This window comes from Streptomyces phaeoluteigriseus (assembly GCF_001896135.2).
Classification (GTDB): Bacteria; Actinomycetota; Actinomycetes; order Streptomycetales; family Streptomycetaceae; genus Streptomyces; species Streptomyces phaeoluteigriseus.
On record NZ_MPOH02000020.1, the window covers coordinates 204,310 to 220,951 of the forward strand.

Genomic DNA, 16,642 nt, shown 5'->3' on the forward strand with positions numbered 1-16,642 from the left:
CCGCGAGTCCTACCAGGCAGCCGTCACCATCGCGTCCCTATTCCTCTGGCTCAAGCCCCTTTGAAGACACTGCCTAGCACCAGTCGGCGTGCTTCCTCCTCAGTCAGCATCGCCCGATGATGACATGGCGCCGCCACACGCCCGGGACGCCTTGCACGCTCGCCTACGCCCGCTTTTAGGAGAGCGGCTGGCCCTTAAGATAGGTGGCCTGCGGCTTCGTTGGCTGAGCTAGCGGCACGAGTGCGCCGGTGGTCACCTTCGTTGACCGTGGCTGACCCCTGGATCTGGCACGGTTGTGGCACGCGACTCATCCGTAGATGCGTAGGAGATCAGCGCCCTTCGCGCTCGTAGCGCTCTACCCGACGCGCCAACTTGGCGCGATACCTATCGGGGGAGTGGAAGGCCTGAGAGCGGCGGATCATATCCTCGGTCCTGAGGCCTTCTGCGTAGGCTCGGAGAGCGGGCATCCGGAGGAGGACAGCACGCTGTGTTTCGGCTTCCTCGACAGTTTCCAGCGGGGTGCTGGCGTTGCGTTCATGGTTGCAGCCCCAGTGTGTGAGGCGCACATTGTCGCGCTCGTCAGCCCCGCCGGCTGCGATGGCGCGGACGTGGTCGATGCTCGGGGACCGAGGGTCTGGGTGCTGATAGGCCTGGTCCACTGGATCCTGGCACAGACCACACATCCAGTCGTCCCGTGCACCGATCTCTTCCGCTGTGCAGCGCTCGACGCTCCCATTGCTCCGCATGCGCTCACGGCGGCGCTGGTCTTGGGCGCGCTTGGCATCGCTACGGCGCGACTTAGGCAAATCTGCGCTGGTCACAGCTTCCTACCGTTCGGGGGAACCACAGCGCCAGCACGGCCGATACCCCACCGCCTGCGCGTCGCCCAGCAGCATCCAGCTGGCGTCATACAGATGCCGTCTCTCGCCGACGATGAGCCCACACTGCTCGTCTCCATGGAACACATCGCGGCTGGCTGGAGCGCTCGCACGCACCAGCACCGCGGGCTCGCCGGAGCGGTCGACACCCTCATCGGCGTAGCACTCCTGCATCCACTGAGCGGCGTCCTCTTGGCCGAACCCGTCCGGATACGGCAATTCCCTTCCGCGCATCTCCACCCCCAGCCCCTACTTGACCTAAGTGCCGTCGTGCTTGGTCAGCAGGTGTACATCAAGACGCCCTCCGAACCGCTGCTTTCAGCGAAATTGAGTACACCCGCCCTTCACGTACTCTCAGTGAGTGCCGCCTCAGCTGGGTCCGGGAAGCGATGCTAGAGAAATACGCGGCTCCGGAGGGGGCTTCTGCCGCTGGACTATTGACAGGCCACAGGGTTCTAGGTTACCGATATGCGGTTGCTCGTCCACGAGCGGTCCACGGACACGGTGCGAGCCACGTGGACCGCGGGGCTGAAGCAAGCACAGAGACCAGGTCTGGTTTTGCGGAGATCGGGCTGTGCCACCTATGTAGCTGCGACCGGTGTGTGCCTCGCTCCGCCTCCGCCGGGCTCGCTGGGCGCCATTGCAACTGAAGCCTGCTCACCCACGTGGACAGCCACTAAGATCGACCGTCTAACGGAGCGTACGGCCTGTTCACCACCGATGTTGGTACGTGGGGGAGTTCATCGTCCCGGACTGCTGCGCGTGGGATCTGCCGGCGGTGGCTTGCCCAGCTGCGGCCCAGTTGAAATGGGCGGCTGTGAGGGGGATACGCCGAGACTCCGGCGTGTCATCGGGGAAGGGGCGTTGAACGTGGTGCACGAAGACTCGCAGACAGAGTCGTCGCCAGGGCGTGAGCTCATTGAGCGGTTTCATGCATGGCTCCCCTCAGTGCAGGCTGATCAGGAGCGCTTCTACACCGAGGGACTGGTCGTACTAGACGCGAATGTTCTCCTTACGCTCTACGACGTCACAAGCGAGTCAAGAGACGCAGTGCTGGGCGCTCTTGACAAAGTTTCTGATCGACTCTGGCTCCCGCATCAAGCCGGGCTTGAGTTCATCAGGAACCGTCGCAGTCGAGTCGAAAGTCGCCGAAATCAGTTCGCTACAGTCAAGCAAAACATCGATCGTAAGTTCACAGAGGCATCGCAAAACCTCCTTCGAATCCGCGGGCAGGTTCAACAGTTTATCGAGAAGCACTCCGGCGATGAGCAGGCGCGACGCAACCTAGAGGATGTGATCACGCGCAAGAATATCCTCGATCTTGATGTTGTTCAGGAGTGGAGGCAGGCCCTCCTTGATGAGGTGAAGCGACTGCAGGATGCATATGATCTAGATCCGAATCAGTTGGATGACGGGGACCCCCTCCTCGACCGAATCGCCGCGGTGATCGGCAATTCCATAGGCGATCCGCTACCTCATGAGTCCCTCAGCGCACTGGTGGATTCGGCAGTTGGCTTCCGTTTTCCGAACCACATTCCGCCGGGTTTTTCGGATTCGGAAGGCGGAAATGACAAAGAAACAGATCTCCGCCGGGCGGGCGATTATCTAATCTGGGAAGAGGTCGTTCGAAAAGCTTGCACGTTGCCCGAACCAAGGTTCGTTTTGCTCGTCACCGACGACGTCAAGGAGGATTGGTGGGCTAAGGATCGCAGAGGAACCGCCATCCATGCCCTTCCTGAGCTATCTGACGAACTGTGGCACCGAGCGAGTGCACGGCTTCGTATGGAAACAACGCAACGTTTTCTAGATGGCGCGTCGACTTACCTAGGCGTCTCGCTACCGAACGAAGCCGTTGCAGAATTGGTCCGTGTCTCGACGGAGCAAAACGAATCCGATGTTGAAACTGAATCATCGACTGTTGAAGAAGATGATCACGCTACCGCTACACCGTGGTTGGATAAGGCGTTTGCTGTTTCTGGATTCGAGCATCCAGAGACCAAGACCGCACTCAATTCCGAAGACCAGTTCGCCGAGTGGCTACTCACTGTCACAGCCGATTTGGGCATGCGTAGTCGTGCGCCAGAAGAGCCCGTCAGTAATACGTGCGCTACCAGCATTGCTCAAGGTGCAAGAGACAGCCAGCCGCCAGATCCGACCTGGCACTTGGTGAGAATGCCTGTCGGCGGCGGCATTCGCTACGTTTGGACAGCGCCGTGGCTGATGACGCTCATCGACGCACTGCCCCCATACGACGACACGCGGCTTCGCAAGCTAGCTGGACGCCATGCCGCCTACATTCACGGGAATGGCGAGCCCAGATGAATACGATAGGCACCTATTGTACTCCAGTTCAATTCGCCAAACTCTGACCATCGCCACCATTTTCCGTGCTCGCAAAGCGCTCAGCCTGCTCTACCACCAGCCGGATCGCCTCTTCTGCGCGGTCCGGCGGGTACCTATACCGCGCGAGCAGCCGCCGAACATTGCGTCGTAGGGCCGCCCTTACGCTTTCCCGCTTGGTCCAGTCCAGTTTCCGACTTTGATTCACAGTCTTGACCAGTTGGCGAGCGATCTCGCGGAGTGTTTCGTCCTCCAGCGCTAGCGCCGCGGATTGGTTGGACGCGACTGCGTCGTAGAAAGCGAGCTCGGAGTCGGTCAGACCGAGAGTCGTCCCGCGAGACCGTTCGGCAGTTAGCAGTTTGGCCAACTCGACGAGCTCTGCCATTACTTCGGCTGTGGTGATGCTGCGGTTTGTGTAACGGAGCAGTGCGTCCGCCAGTTTTTCCGAGAACATGCGTTCTGCCAGCACACTCTTTTGGCCAACCCGCCTGATCTCCTCTCCGATCGTCCGCTTGACGAGTTCGAGTTGAAGGTTGGGTCGAGGCGAAGTGCGAAAGCGGGAAGCCAGTGTGTCATCAATGAGACTAATATCCGGCCTCTCAAGACCGGCCTGTGCGTAGATGTCAATGACACCGTCTGGTGTGATTGCATCCGAGACGATTTGACGCAGAGCCAGCTCCATGCCAGCGCCGTCGTCCTCAGAGTCAATCGTACGGACTTTGCGGAGTTGATCAGCTACTGCGTCGAAGAATGCAAAGTCGTCTCGTAGCTGACGTGCCACTGGATCCTGAGGAATGATGCTGAATGCACGGTCTGCCTCGCGCGCCTCACTGCGAAAACGCTCAGCAAGATCCCCTTCGCCGTATTGACCGCCACCGAGAACGAAGTCGACTGCATCTGCTAGAGCCTCCAAACGAGCCCGCGGGTTATCGGACGCGAGCATGTCGCGCCAAGGGGAGCCGTGCAGCATGCCGGAGAGAATCTCGTGCTTCTCAGTCAGTCGATCACGTTGCTCTTCGACCGGGACGCCGGCCTTATCCCTATCCCGGGCCGTATAGTCGGCCAACGCTGATCTCAGGTTTTCGGCAAGCCCGATGTAGTCGACGACCAGTCCACTCGGCTTGCCGCTGAACGTGCGGTTGACACGAGCGATAGCCTGCATGAGCCCTGCTCCACGCATAGGCTTGTCTATGTACATGGTGTGTAGCGGCGGGGCATCAAAGCCGGTCAACCACATATCTCGCACTATGACGAGTTCAAGGGGATCATCGGGATCTTTCATTCGATTCTTGAGGTCCCGCATTTGCTGACGGGTTCGGACATGCGCAGCAATTCGCGGGCCATCCGAGGCGTCACCTGTGATCACTACCTTAGCGATGCCACGACTCTCATCATCGCTGCACCAGCCGGGACGGATTCTTCCGATCTGATCATATAGATCGACGCAGATTCTACGACTGAAGCAAACGATCAGGCCTTTGCCGATAAGTTGTTGGCTGCGCGCTTCCCAGTGTTCGACAATATCTCGGGCTACTTCTGCCAGTCTCTTTGAATTCCCAATCAACTCCTCAATCCGGCTGAACCGAACCTTTAGTCGATCACGCTGTTCGTCTTCGGCTCCCTCGGTTACGATATTGAAGAGCCGGTCTACTTCATTCCTTTCTGATTCGGGCAAGTCGATCTTGGCAAGCCTGGCTTCATAGTGAATGGGGACTGTTGCCTCGTCAGCGACCGCCTGAGTAAGGTCGTAGACGTCGATATATTCACCGAATACAGCGCGGGTGTCTCGGTCCGTTTCTGCAACCGGGGTCCCGGTGAAGGCCAAGAAGCTAGCGTGGGGTAGTGCATCTCGCAGGCGGGCCGCCAGACCATCCTTCAACTCGTACTGCGTCCTGTGGGCCTCATCGGCGATTACAACGACATTCCGACGGGAAGTCATCATCGGGTGCTTACGGCCAGCATCACGTTCCGCGCCGCTGAGGCCGAACTTTTGCATAGTTGTGAAAATGATTCCGCCGGAAGCGCGCCCGTTCAGAAGCTCTCGAAGATGCTCGCGTCCCTTTGCTTGGACCGGATCCTCTTGGAGCAACTGGATGCGAGCCGGGGCGAATACCTCGCCGTAGAGTTGGTCGTCCAAGTCATTGCGATCCGTAAGGACCACGATCGTCGGGTTGGCTAGTTCTGGGTCGCGCATAAGCCGGGCAGTGCAAAAGAGCATTTCAAGGCTCTTTCCGGAACCCTGAGTATGCCAAACGATGCCGGCTTGACCGTTCCCTTTGATCGCTTGCCGAACTCGATCCACGGCTTTCCGTACGGCGTGGAACTGATGATATTTGGCGACTCGCTTGACGGTCCCATCTTTCTCCGAGGAGAAGACGATAAAGTCACGGATCAGAGCACAGAAGCGATCCGGGTGAAAAACGCCGCGAATAAGAACTTCCATCCCGGGCATGGAGTTCGGCGCCAGTTCGGAACCGTCCACCGTCTTCCAGGGTGACCAGTGCCTGTAGGGTCCAAGCTGTGCGCCCATTCGGGCTTCCATGCCATCAGATATTGCGCAGACTGCAGTGAAAGCCAGAAGCGTTGGGATGCGCTCCGCATAGGTTGCGATTTGCTGCCATGCCTTGAGGATTCCACCTGCTAGATTAGGGCGCTTTAGTTCGATCAAGCCAAGTGGAAGTCCATTTACGAAGGCGACAAGATCTGGTCGACGTGTGCGTCGAGTGTTGAGATCTTCGGCCACAGTGAATTGACTCACCACAGCGAAGTCATTCGCCAATGGGTCGTCGAAGTCAATGACTCGAGCGTGGATACCCTTGGTGCGACCACTTTCGGTGTCGAAGAATTCAACAGGGATACCCATGGTTATCAGCTTATGGATGCGAAGATTTTCCGCCATCAAGTCTGCCGACTCAGCGCGGAGCAGTGTCGCTATCGCCTGATCGATTGCGGTTTCGGGCAGGCTGGGGTTGAGCCTTGCAAGGGCTAGGCTAAGCCTTCCCTTAAGCAGCACTTCCCGATTGTCTGAGCGCTCTGAACCCCTTCCCCCGGGAGCGATCTCGGAGCCGTCAAGGACCTCCCAACCTAGATCTTCAAAATGCTCCAGTGCGACCTGCTCAATCCCGCTTTCCGCGAATTCCCCCACTTAGATGGCCCCCTCCAATAGGAGTTCAGACTCCCGCACTTTGATTTGATTCGACATGAGCATGCTGGCCAATACATCTCTAAGCTCGGCCAGGTTTTGTGACTCGTGTTCCGCTGCGCTTGCGCGATTATTGAGTGTGCGCAGTATGTCTGTGAGCATCTCCGACCCTTCACGGGTGGGGACTTTGATTGGCCAATCGGGAAGATCCTTGAGTGGGATCCTCTCGACAGTAGCGCCTGAAATCTTCCTGCGTTGAATAAGATCTTGGAATTCAGGTGCCGAGTAAGCCTGAAGGAGCACGATCGGATCGATGACGTTCTTCTTGGCCCGCAAGAGTCCCATCCTGCGCCCGAGACACGCGCGGATACCTTCAGGCATGAGGGCCGATTCCCCCAACCGCGTCTCATATGAAAATAGGACGTCGCCGGGCGTGGGTGTAACCCTACGCGTCCACTTGGTGAATTCCTCTTCGGAGAGGTGCTTCGACTTGGAAAGGTCCAGTCGGCCGTTGCGGAGGCTAGAGATGCTGAGAAACCAAGGGCCGGCGGACGTCTTCTGTGGCGTTGCATGAGGTCCATCGAAGACGTCGGCTACATCTCGGACCGTATAAACCTCGTGTGACCCCCTGGTCAGAGCTTCGCTAAAGTGAGCGGAACTCAACTGGTCCGCTAGTCTGATTACTCGGTCATTGTTGATGATTTTGTCGTCGAACGCTTCCAGTGTTTCAGCGATTGCGCGCTGTTGCTGGATCGGGGGAATTTCGACCTGCATAGCTCTCAAGTCTGCAAGATTGATATAAGGCGCCATGTCAGTTTGATGCTGTACAGCGGCGGCTTGCAGGCGAAATTGAGTGCTGCGGAACCATTGGTAGAGCCATCCTGGATCGATGACTGATTGCTTAAGAACTCGGAAGAAGCACAGTTGTGGACTGTAAACAAATTCCGGATCAGATTTGCGGATACGTGCAACCCTGCCCACACTGCCCTTCGTGGTCACGAGGATATCGCCAGGGCGGGAAATTTTCTTGGAAAATGCAGGTCGATATTCTTCTCGAATATGGTCCGCGAATGTGGCGTCGATCCGACCGTCGAAAACCTCGGCGACGCGCAGAATAGGGACTCCTGTCACCCCTCCCAATTCAGAGCGCTTTGTCCGGTATCCATCCCCGAGCAGGATAATGCCTTGCTTGGCCAGCTCGCCAAGTGAGGCTTGGGTAGATTCAGACATCAATGCGCTCCAGTGCCGCGAGGACCTGAGACTGTAGGCGCTCGGACTCGGTGAAGGCATCCCGGAGGTCCTTGCTTAGTCGCTCGATTTTGTCGGCGTTGGATTCCTGCTCTCTCTCGGCTTCTTCAGTTCCTACGTAGCGTCCGGGAGTAAGAATCCAGTCGTGTCGTTCGATCTCGTCCAGCTTGGCTGAGTGACAAAAACCCGGCACATCTGCGTACGGCTTGGCTCCCGCTTCACCACGCCAAGAGTGGTAGGTGGCAGCGATCCGGGCGACCTCTTCACCTGTCAACTCGCGGTGCACCCTGGTAGTCATCACGCCCGGCATGTTGCGCGCGTCAATGAAGAGCACCTCGCCCCGACGGTCTCGCCAGGGCCGTTTCGTATCGGGGACCTTCTTCCTGGTGAGGAACCACAGGCAGGCGGGGATTCCCGTGTTGTAGAAGAGCTGACTGGGCAACGCCACCATGCAATCGACCAAATCCGCCTCGATCATGGCTTGGCGAATGCTGCCTTCGCCGCTGGTCCTGCTGGACATCGAGCCATTTGCGAGTACCACTCCAGCGACACCACGAGGCGATAGTTTGCTGGTGATGTGCTGCAGCCAGGCGTAGTTTGCGTTACTAGCCGGCGGTGTTCCGTAAACCCATCGCCGGTCGCCGCGCAGCTGTTCGCCGTCCCAATCGCTGATGTTGAACGGCGGGTTCGCGAGGACGAAGTCGGCCTTGAGGTCAGGATGCAGGTCCGTGTGAAGAGTGTCAGCAGCCCGCTTGCCAATGTCGGCGCTGATGTGACGAAGGGCGAGATTCATCTGCCCTAGACGCCACGTAGTGTCGTTCAGTTCCTGGCCATAAACGGCGATCTCATCATGAGCTCCGCCATGACTATCAATGAATCTATGTGCCTGGACGAACATTCCGCCCGTTCCGCAGCATGGATCGTAGACGCGTCCGTGCAGTGGCTCGATCATCTCCACGAGCAGTTTCACCACACTGCGTGGCGTAAAGAACTCGCCGCCGCCCTTTCCTTCAGCGGCGGCGAACCGCCCGAGGAAGAATTCATACACCCGGCCCAACAAGTCGGTGTCGTCTGGGGATCCCATGGCTCGTTGTCCAAGGCCAATTGACCCGATTAGATCAATAAGCCCGCCGAAGCGCCGCTGGTCGACTGCCAGTCGAGCGAAGTCTTTAGGCAAAACACCGCGCAAGCTGGGGTTCTCACGCTCAATAGCTGTCATCGCTGCGTCGATGTTCTGACCGACGCCGCCGCTCTTGGCTTCGCCTTTAAGGCGAGACCACCGCGCATCCTCTGGTACCCAAAAGATTCCCTCACTCACGTATTCATCGCGCGATTCCAAGAGCTCGTTTCGCCACTGCTCGTCCTCAACAAAGTCGGGTGATGCGGGGTCCGAAAGTTTCTTTGTGAGGTCAGTCCGATAACGCTCGAATGTCTCGGAAATATACTTAAGGAAGATGAGGCCGAGGACGACATGTTTGTATGAAGCCGCGTCGAGGCTGCCGCGCAACTTGTCAGCGGCCTGCCAGAGTTTGTCTTCGATGGCGAGTGAATTATCCGCGTCAGCAGTGCTTCTCTTGCCGTTTCCCAGATGTGCCACTTGTGCTGGCCCCTCGCTCGCCCGATGCTCATCCGCATGCCTCTGTCAAGGTGAGGCAGCTCCTGTAAGGCTAGCCCGGTCCTGCCTGGCGCAGATGCCTCGACTGGACTCTGTTGTACACGAGGCAGTAAGGGGCGGAGGGCCCTTTGGGGAGTCCTCGTCTCCGTGAGGGCCTGCCGGAGTTCGTGGGTTGGTAACTCCTTCCCACAGGTGGAGTGTGGCGGCTGGCGCTTTCGGCCGGACTTTGCTCGAAGTCGCTGACGCTCGCTTCCAGCTTCACCTAGCCACTCACCTCGACCCATGACATCCCCTAGCTCCCATCCCGTACGCCGTCGACCCACACGCTGTGGAGTAGGCGTGGTGCATGGCGTCCACGTGGAGCGCGCCACTGTACGAACGACGTGGACGCCATGGGCCGCGTCTGCTCGGCTCCGCCTGGGTCGATGGTGTGCGGGATGGGAGCTTCCGCACATGCCACTACGGATCCGCAGCCGGGGACGGCGCCTCGTCCAACCCGGTGCCGGCCGATCCCCCGCCGGAGGCATCGTTCTGACGGCGGAGGTATCCGGGCAGCTGTCGACTCGTCGCTTTCGGCTCTTGATGTGCGCGCAGGCCCGGTCCCCGGCCGGGCTCGAGTGGGGCGGAGACAGGAGCGCAGGCCCGGCCGGGGACCGGGCCTGCGCTGCGGGGAGCGGAGCGAGCCGCCTTGATGACGTAGAGAAAGTCTGAGCCAGCTCGCCCTGCTACAGCCTGAACGACAGCTCCAGCTCGTCGCCTGGAAGGTGGAACTCCTCCAGGGCGAGGGGCTTGTCCGACTCGGTGAGGGTCACGCGGATGACGTGGAGCATCGGGACCCCGTCGGCGAGTCGCAGCGCCTGAGCCTGGTCGGGTAGAGGCATGCGGGTGCGGACGTACTCCGTGAAGTGGAGCTCGTGGCCGAGGCTGGCGAGCGCCGTGTAGAGCTCCGGCGCCGGCGGTGGGGCTTCCTCCTCGTACTTGGTGTCGATCAGTACCGAGAACGGGACGTACGTCCGGTGGAGTTGGCGGAGGTGGCCGTGGTCCGCGGTTTGCAGCGCGTCGTACGTGAACATCGGCTCGCCCGGCGGGATGCGGAGTAGGTCCGCCAGGGCAAGTGGGGCGTCGGTGCGGGTGGCTACCGGCGGCTCGGCGTCTGTCCAGCGGATGCCGTCCGCCTCGACGTAGCGGCCGTCGGTGGTTCGGCGTACGCCGCGCGGGCGCGTGTGGCTGGGGCGGTTGTGGGGGGAGCGGGCAAAGGTGCCGCGGCCCATGATGGCCTCGACGAGTCCTGACGCCCGCAGTTCGCTCAGTCCCTGACGGACTGTGGGGCGCGTCACCCCGAACTGTTTCGCCAACGCCTCCTCGGACGGGAGCGGTTGGCCGGCGGGGAAGGTGCCGTCCAAGATGCCTTCGCGCAGGTAGTCGGCGATCTGCCGGTACTTGGGCTGTGTGTTCTTCGGCGGCATGCGGGCCCTCCAGGCCGTGGTCACTGCTTCTTCCGTCCATGGGTGGTACATGCCGTCCGTGGACGGTCATAGCTTCTCCCACGCGAAGACGGTTGACAACCCGTACTACGGGTGGTCAATGTTGTTCCCGGCACCCGTACTACGGGTGGTCTAGCAGCCCGAAGGAGAAGCCTTCGGGTGCCTGAGATGAGGAGATCCGAACAGTGGCAAGCCTTCCGATCGACACCGCGAAGTACACGGGGATCATCTGTGCCGTGCCCCCGGCCCCGCGGGTCGCCAACCGTGAGACCGGTCAGCTTCGCGTTGACCGCGACACGGGCAAGACCGTGTATCAGGTCGGCCTCTGCCTGATGGCGGGGACGTCGGCCGACGTCGTGAACGTGAGCGTGGCCGGCGAGCCGGCCGGGGTGCAGCTCGGTATGCCGGTGGCCGTGCGGGACCTGGTGGCCACGCCGTGGGAGAACGAGGGGCGGCACGGGATCGCGTTCCGCGCAGCGGAGATCCGGCCCCTGAGCGCTCCCGCTACTCCGGCGGGTAAGGGGGCCAGTCAGTGATGAAGCTGGCCTCCGCCACTTCGGCCGGTGAGAACTGGCCGAGCTGGGTTCTGGTGGTGGCCGCAGTGCTGGTGTCGGGTCTGCTTCTGGGCGGGCCCGGCCCTGCGCCGCCGCTATCCCGTCGCCTGGTGGCTGTTATGCGGCTTCCCGGCCGTGGCGTTCCGGGTCGTCCAGACCTGGCGGCCTCTGATGGCCGGGTGCGGGCTCGCCGTGAGCCGTCGGCCAGCGCTGACCGTGGTGTCCGGCCTCGTTGGCAAAGGGGCGCCTCCGCCGCAACCGCGGGTGCCCCGGAGGGGGCTCATACGCCCGACCTCCGGTGGCTTCGTACTGCTCGTGCGGTTGTTGCCGGGCCAGGTGCCGGAGCACTTCGTCAAGGCTGCGCCCGCCATGGCGGAGAACTGGCAGGTGCACGCGGTCCGGGTGACTTCCTGGAAGCCAGGAATCGTACGGATCGTCGCTTCGGCGGCCGACCCGTTGGCCGACCCTCAGGTGCCGAAACAGCGGGGGCCCGGTCAGCTGCTCCGTGTGACCGTAGGCGCCTTGGAGACAGGGGCCTCGTGGGTGGTCGACCTGCGGCGCGTCCCGCACTGGCTGATCGTCGGGGCCACACGCTCAGGGAAGTCGACGCTGATCAATGCTCTCGTGGCGGGCCTCGCCCCGCAGCCCGTCGCCCTGGTCGGGATCGACTGCAAGGGCGGCATGGAACTGTCCCTCTACGAACCGCGGTTGTCCGCCCTCGCAACGAACCGAGAGCAAGCGGTACGTCTGCTGGCCGCTCTCGTTGACCTGACCCTCGACCGGATGACCCTCTGCCGAGCCGCCCGCGTCCGGAACATCTGGGGTCTACCCGACAAGGAACGCCCTGTCCCCGTCGTCGTGATCGTCGACGAGATCGCGGAACTCTTCCTCGTGGCGAACCGGAGCGAGAAGGACGAAGCGCATGCGGCGGGTACGGCGCTGATCCGGCTGGCTCAACTCGGTGCGGCGCTCGGGGTGTTTCTCGTCGTGGCCGGTCAGCGCGTCGGTTCCGATTTGGGGCCCGGTGTCACTGCACTCCGGGCACAGCTAGGCGGCCGGGTGTGCCATCGCGTGGCCGACCCCGGTACGGCAGAGATGGCGCTCGGCGACCTCAACCCCGACGCGCTGAAGGCCGCGCAGGCCATCGCCCCGGAACAGGCCGGTACGGCTGTCCTCGCCTCCGGCGACGGCTGGGAACGCGCCCGGTCTCACCTGATCACGGAAGCGGAGGCGGAAGCCGTCGCCGCCGAGTACGCGCACCTGACTCCCGTCCTGTCCGACCTGCACGTCGAAGCATGAAAGGGGCCTGCCGTGCTGGTGTCCATGTCGGCCGTTCTGCTGCTTGGCCTGCTGATCTGGTTCCTCCTGCGCATCCGGTACCTCCGGTGGGCCGACGCCCTGCTCTGTGGAGCCTTCGGCTTCCTGCTCGCCCGGACCGTGGCCGCTCCCGTCGTTCAGGCACTTCTCGACGGCGTGAACGGCTTCCTCGGCCAACTCCGGTTCTGAGACGCCCCACCACTGACCCGACAAGGGGACTTCCCATTTCCGACTACGTCATCCGCTCCGGTGACCGCGCCGCCTTCCTGGTCGGTCTGCGGGAGTTGGTCGACTTCCTGACCGCCAATCCAGCCGTCGTCGTACCGCGTCATGCGTCCGTCGTCGTCCTGGTCGACGCCTTCGACCCCGCTGCTCGCCTTGACGGCGTGGAGTGTGTCGCCGCTCCGCTCGGCGTGCCGACGGAGGACATCGGCCAGGGCTACTTCGCCGCTCGCCGCGACTTCGGACCGATCTCGTTCGGCGTCGCCGGGATTCCTCCCGAGGAACAACAGTGATCGCCCGTACGACGGGCTCCCGACGGGGCGCGAAGTCGCCAAACCCGACCCCGTCAGGAACCCACTCCATCCGCCACATGAGCAGTGAAAGGAGCACCCACACTTTGTCCACCGCGCATCATTCGCGCAAATCCCCCTCGTTCGACTGCGACCTCAGGCAGCGTGACGCGCAGGTCTCGACCTGTGCCGGACGGGAACAGATCGTCCTCGTCGAACTCGACGGAACCGAGCAGTGGCTGTGTCCCGCGCACGCGGCCGCCGTCTGGCTCACGGACCCGACGCTCCGTTTCAGCGCCAAGACTCGGCCGGAGGGAATCTCGGCCGTGATGGGGCAGGCGTTCGGCGACGGGGGTGGTCGTCGATGACCACCACTCTTCCGCAGGGCGTTGTCGCTCTCGTCGACAGGGCGTCGGAGCCGGACTCGCGGCTTGGCGCCGGAACATCGTCCGCCTCGGTGGCTGCACCAACCCGATTCACCTCGTCGGCGCGGCAACCGTCTACGACACGACGACCGGTGCGGCCTTGCTCTCCTACAGCTCGGACGTCTACGGAGGTCGCCTGCTTACCGCGTGCGGCAACCGGCGTGCGACGGTCTGCCCGGCCTGCTCCGCCTTGTACCGGGCGGACACGTTCCAACTCGTCCGGGCCGGCCTCGTCGGCGGCAAGAACGTCCCGGAGGCAGTGAGGGGTCACCCGCAGGTGTTCGCCACGCTCACCGCCCCCGGCTTCGGCCCGGTCCACACTCGCCGTGAACGAGACGGATGCGTGCGGCCCTGTCGACCTCGTCGGGCAGGGGACCACTGTCCGCACGGGACTCCGGCCGGATGCCGTGAGCGGCACTCGGCGGACGACCCTCGTCTCGGCGAACCCCTCTGCCCGCGTTGCTACGACTACGCGGGGGCTGTCCTCTGGCACGCGTTCGCCGGACGGCTCTGGCATCGCTTTGGGCTGGAGCTGCGCCGGGAGATCGCACGGCAAGCCGGTCTGCCGCGAACCGAGTTCAGGGAAGTCGCCCGACTGTCGTACGCGAAAGTCGCCGAGTACCAGCGGCGGGGCCTGGTCCACTTCCATGCTGTGATCCGCCTTGACGGCCCCGACGGACCAGACTCGGCTCCGCCCCACTGGGCGACGATTCCGCTCCTAGTCGACTCTGTGCGAGCCGTGGTCGGACGAGTGGGGCTCAACGCCCCCGGCGCGGTTGTCATCGGGCCGCGGGCGCTGCGCTTCGGCGCCCAGATCGACGTACGCCCGGTCACCTCGTACCGCCGGGACACGGGCGAGCGGCCTGCTTCCCCGGCCACCGTGGCGGGGTACATCGCCAAGTACGCCACCAAGGGAGCGGAGTCCGCCGGCGCGGTGGACAGCCGCATCCATCATGCGCGAGACATGGTCATGCTGCCGGTGCGCGCACACGTGCTCCGCATGATCGCCACGTGCTGGTGGCTCGGCGGCTTACCGGAGTTCGCGCCCCTCGGCCTGCGCCGCTGGGCCCACATGCTCGGATACGGCGGCCACTTCTCCACCAAGTCGCGTCGCTACTCGACGACGCTGACCGCCCTCCGGCAGGCCCGTACCGACCACCGGGCGGAGCAACAACGGGCCTCCCTCGGCCTGACCGACCAACCAACGGTCACGGTCGGCCGGTGGCGCTATGCGGGGCGTGGCTACTCGCCGGAAGCGGCGCTGCTCGCTGCCTCGGTGTGGGAGGGCGGTGCTTTCCATGGCGCGTGACACCCGCTCGACGGCGGCCGAGCTCCTCACCGTGCGCCAGGTGCTTGACGAACTGGGCGGCATCTCCCGGCGCACCTTCTACCGCTGGCGGGAGCTGCGTCTCGCACCGGCCTGCATCCGCCTGCCGAACGGTGAGCTCCGGGTCCGGCGTGACGTGCTCAACGACTGGTTGGAGGAGCGGGCGGAGGGAGCGGCGTCGTGAAGTCCTACAAGGCTTCCGTGTGGAAGCTCTCGGTCAACAAGACCACGAAGAAGCCGACCTACCTCGTGCGCTGGGTGGTGGACGGACAGCCCTTCAGCGAGTCGCACAAGACCAAGGCACTTGCCGACCGCTTCCGCGCCAAACTCGTGCGGGCGCTCGACAAGGGCGAGCCGTTCGACACGGTGACCGGACTGCCCGACTCCCTGCGTGGAGGCAAGGCCGCCCTGTCTTTCCTCGACCTGGCGACCAAGTACGTCGATGCCCGCTGGGCAGAGGCGTCGGCCAAGCAGCGGGACAGCATGACGGATGCCTTGGCGACGGTCGTTCCTGTCCTGGTCAAGCCGGGACGAGGGCGGCCCACTCCCGAAGTGTTGCGTCGGGCGCTGCGCTCGTACCTCCTGCCCGTGCCACGCAGGGAGCGGGAGCGCCCGGAGGAGATCGCCTCTGCTGTGCGGTGGATCGAAAAGGCTTCGCTTCCGGTGGGGGAGCTGCAAGAGATCAGCCGTGTGCATGAGCTGATCGACGGGCTGAGCCGGAAGCTGGACGGCAAGCCCGCGGCCACCCAGACCTACCGGCGTCGTCGAGCCGTCGTCTTCAACGCACTGGAATACGCGGTGGAGCTAGAGCACCTCACCTCCAACCCGCTGAGCCGTGTCCGGCGCAGGCGAGGCAAGCGAGCGGTGCAGGAAGTCGACCGCCGGGTGGTGGTCAACCCGCGGCAGGCCCGAGAGCTGCTTACCGCACTTACCTACGTGGGCGGTTACGAGCGGGCAAGCGGCCGGCGGCTGCGGGCCTTCTTCGGATGCCTGTACTACGCGGCCATGCGGCCGGGCGAGGCACTCGGCCTCCGCCGCTCCGACTGCACACTTCCGGTACGGGGCTGGGGCCGCATACAGCTGGCGGAGACCCGCCCAACGGCTGGTAAGGCGTGGACCGACTCCGGCGAGGCGCACGACCGGCGAGGACTGAAGCAGCGAGCCCAGGGAGAGGTACGCACCGTGCCGATTCCGCCTCCGCTCGTGCGGCTGCTCCTCGACCACCTGGACGAGTTCGGTACGGCGGAGGACGGCCGGCTGTTCTCCAGCGAGCGAGGCAACGTGATCGCTGCCTCGTCGTACTCCCGAGCCTGGAAGCATGCTCGGGAACTGGCGCTCATGCCCGATCAGGTGGCCTCGGTCTTGGCCTTCCGCCCGTACGACCTCCGGCACGCGGGCGTCTCCCAGTGGCTTAACTCGGGCGTTCCGGCGCCGGAGGTCGCCGCTCGCGCCGGCACTCGGTGGACGTCCTTCTGAAGATCTACGCCAAGTGCATCGACGGCCAGGAGCAGGAGATGAACGATCGCATCATGCAGGGGTTAGGGGAGGGGGACGGCCCTGCGGACTGATACCCAAGCATGAAGGACTGACGGAAGCCCCGGACTGCAGTAGCCCGGGGCTTCATCTGGTCAGAGACCCGTAGTGGCGAGGCGGAAGGCCGCCGCAGGCGTAGGTCTCGAAAGAATAACGTTGCTACCTCACGAGATGGTGGGGCGTAACTCGCCTAGGCAGTGTCTTCAAAGGGGCTTGAGCCAGAGGAATAGGGACGCGATGGTGACGGCTGCCTGGTAGGACTCGCGG

Annotated in this window: 13 protein-coding genes and 2 pseudogenes; 9 read left to right on the forward strand and 6 right to left on the reverse strand. The window is 62.8% G+C overall.

Annotated elements, in window-relative coordinates; all coding sequences use genetic code 11:
* Nucleotides 1–329 precede the first annotated feature (329 nt).
* The gene (locus tag BM536_RS35370; protein ID WP_073497705.1) at nucleotides 330–746 is read right to left on the reverse strand and encodes an HNH endonuclease; all 417 of its coding nucleotides are present in this window, start codon (nucleotides 744–746) and stop codon (nucleotides 330–332) included.
* An 81-nt stretch (nucleotides 747–827) separates the two neighbouring features.
* Nucleotides 828–1,118 (reverse strand): hypothetical protein, encoded by a 291-nt coding sequence (locus BM536_RS35375; RefSeq protein ID WP_073497696.1) that lies wholly within the window; start codon nucleotides 1,116–1,118, stop codon nucleotides 828–830.
* Between the two features lie 630 nt (nucleotides 1,119–1,748).
* Here BM536_RS35375 and BM536_RS40485 point away from each other — a divergent pair.
* Nucleotides 1,749–3,200 (forward strand): PIN-like domain-containing protein, encoded by a 1,452-nt coding sequence (locus BM536_RS40485; RefSeq protein ID WP_143651051.1) that lies wholly within the window; start codon nucleotides 1,749–1,751, stop codon nucleotides 3,198–3,200.
* 28 nt (nucleotides 3,201–3,228) lie between these two features.
* On the opposite strand, the gene BM536_RS35380 is transcribed toward BM536_RS40485, so the two are convergent.
* The 4 genes from BM536_RS35380 to BM536_RS35395 form a co-directional block, all read right to left on the reverse strand.
* Complete coding sequence (locus tag BM536_RS35380) at nucleotides 3,229–6,363, reverse strand: type I restriction endonuclease subunit R (protein WP_073497694.1); 3,135 nt, start codon at nucleotides 6,361–6,363, stop codon at nucleotides 3,229–3,231.
* Nucleotides 6,364–7,590 carry a restriction endonuclease subunit S gene (locus tag BM536_RS35385; RefSeq protein WP_158086571.1) on the reverse strand — a complete coding sequence of 409 codons (1,227 nt, stop codon included), beginning with the start codon at nucleotides 7,588–7,590 and terminating at the stop codon, nucleotides 6,364–6,366. It lies immediately after the preceding gene.
* Nucleotides 7,583–9,205, reverse strand: coding sequence for a class I SAM-dependent DNA methyltransferase (locus tag BM536_RS35390; RefSeq protein ID WP_079275187.1), 1,623 nt, complete (start codon nucleotides 9,203–9,205; stop codon nucleotides 7,583–7,585). The genes BM536_RS35385 and BM536_RS35390 overlap by 8 nt, the downstream gene beginning before the upstream one ends.
* A 743-nt stretch (nucleotides 9,206–9,948) precedes the next feature.
* Nucleotides 9,949–10,689, reverse strand: coding sequence for a GntR family transcriptional regulator (locus tag BM536_RS35395; RefSeq protein ID WP_073497701.1), 741 nt, complete (start codon nucleotides 10,687–10,689; stop codon nucleotides 9,949–9,951).
* A 203-nt stretch (nucleotides 10,690–10,892) separates the two neighbouring features.
* Here BM536_RS35395 and BM536_RS35400 point away from each other — a divergent pair, with 203 nt between their 5' ends.
* From BM536_RS35400 to BM536_RS35435, 8 genes and pseudogenes are all read left to right on the forward strand, one after another.
* Nucleotides 10,893–11,243 carry an SCO3933 family regulatory protein gene (locus BM536_RS35400; protein ID WP_073497691.1) on the forward strand — a complete coding sequence of 117 codons (351 nt, stop codon included), beginning with the start codon at nucleotides 10,893–10,895 and terminating at the stop codon, nucleotides 11,241–11,243.
* Between the two features lie 540 nt (nucleotides 11,244–11,783).
* The gene (locus BM536_RS35405; protein WP_245873944.1) at nucleotides 11,784–12,560 is read left to right on the forward strand and encodes an FtsK/SpoIIIE domain-containing protein; all 777 of its coding nucleotides are present in this window, start codon (nucleotides 11,784–11,786) and stop codon (nucleotides 12,558–12,560) included.
* A gap of 12 nt (nucleotides 12,561–12,572) precedes the next feature.
* Nucleotides 12,573–12,767: a hypothetical protein gene (locus BM536_RS35410; protein ID WP_073497689.1), complete on the forward strand. Its 195-nt coding sequence runs from the start codon at nucleotides 12,573–12,575 to the stop codon at nucleotides 12,765–12,767.
* A 95-nt stretch (nucleotides 12,768–12,862) separates the two neighbouring features.
* A complete protein-coding gene (locus tag BM536_RS35415; RefSeq protein WP_245873945.1) occupies nucleotides 12,863–13,093 on the forward strand; it encodes a hypothetical protein in 231 nt (76 codons plus the stop codon).
* A gap of 77 nt (nucleotides 13,094–13,170) precedes the next feature.
* The gene (locus BM536_RS35420; protein ID WP_245873946.1) at nucleotides 13,171–13,458 is read left to right on the forward strand and encodes a hypothetical protein; all 288 of its coding nucleotides are present in this window, start codon (nucleotides 13,171–13,173) and stop codon (nucleotides 13,456–13,458) included.
* Nucleotides 13,455–14,824, forward strand: a pseudogene (locus tag BM536_RS35425) (replication initiator). Before BM536_RS35420 ends, BM536_RS35425 begins: the two are co-directional and overlap by 4 nt.
* Nucleotides 14,814–15,026, forward strand: coding sequence for a helix-turn-helix transcriptional regulator (locus BM536_RS35430; protein WP_073497685.1), 213 nt, complete (start codon nucleotides 14,814–14,816; stop codon nucleotides 15,024–15,026). Before BM536_RS35425 ends, BM536_RS35430 begins: the two are co-directional and overlap by 11 nt.
* Nucleotides 15,023–16,410: pseudogene (locus BM536_RS35435) on the forward strand (tyrosine-type recombinase/integrase). Before BM536_RS35430 ends, BM536_RS35435 begins: the two are co-directional and overlap by 4 nt.
* Nucleotides 16,411–16,642: the final 232 nt, after the last annotated feature.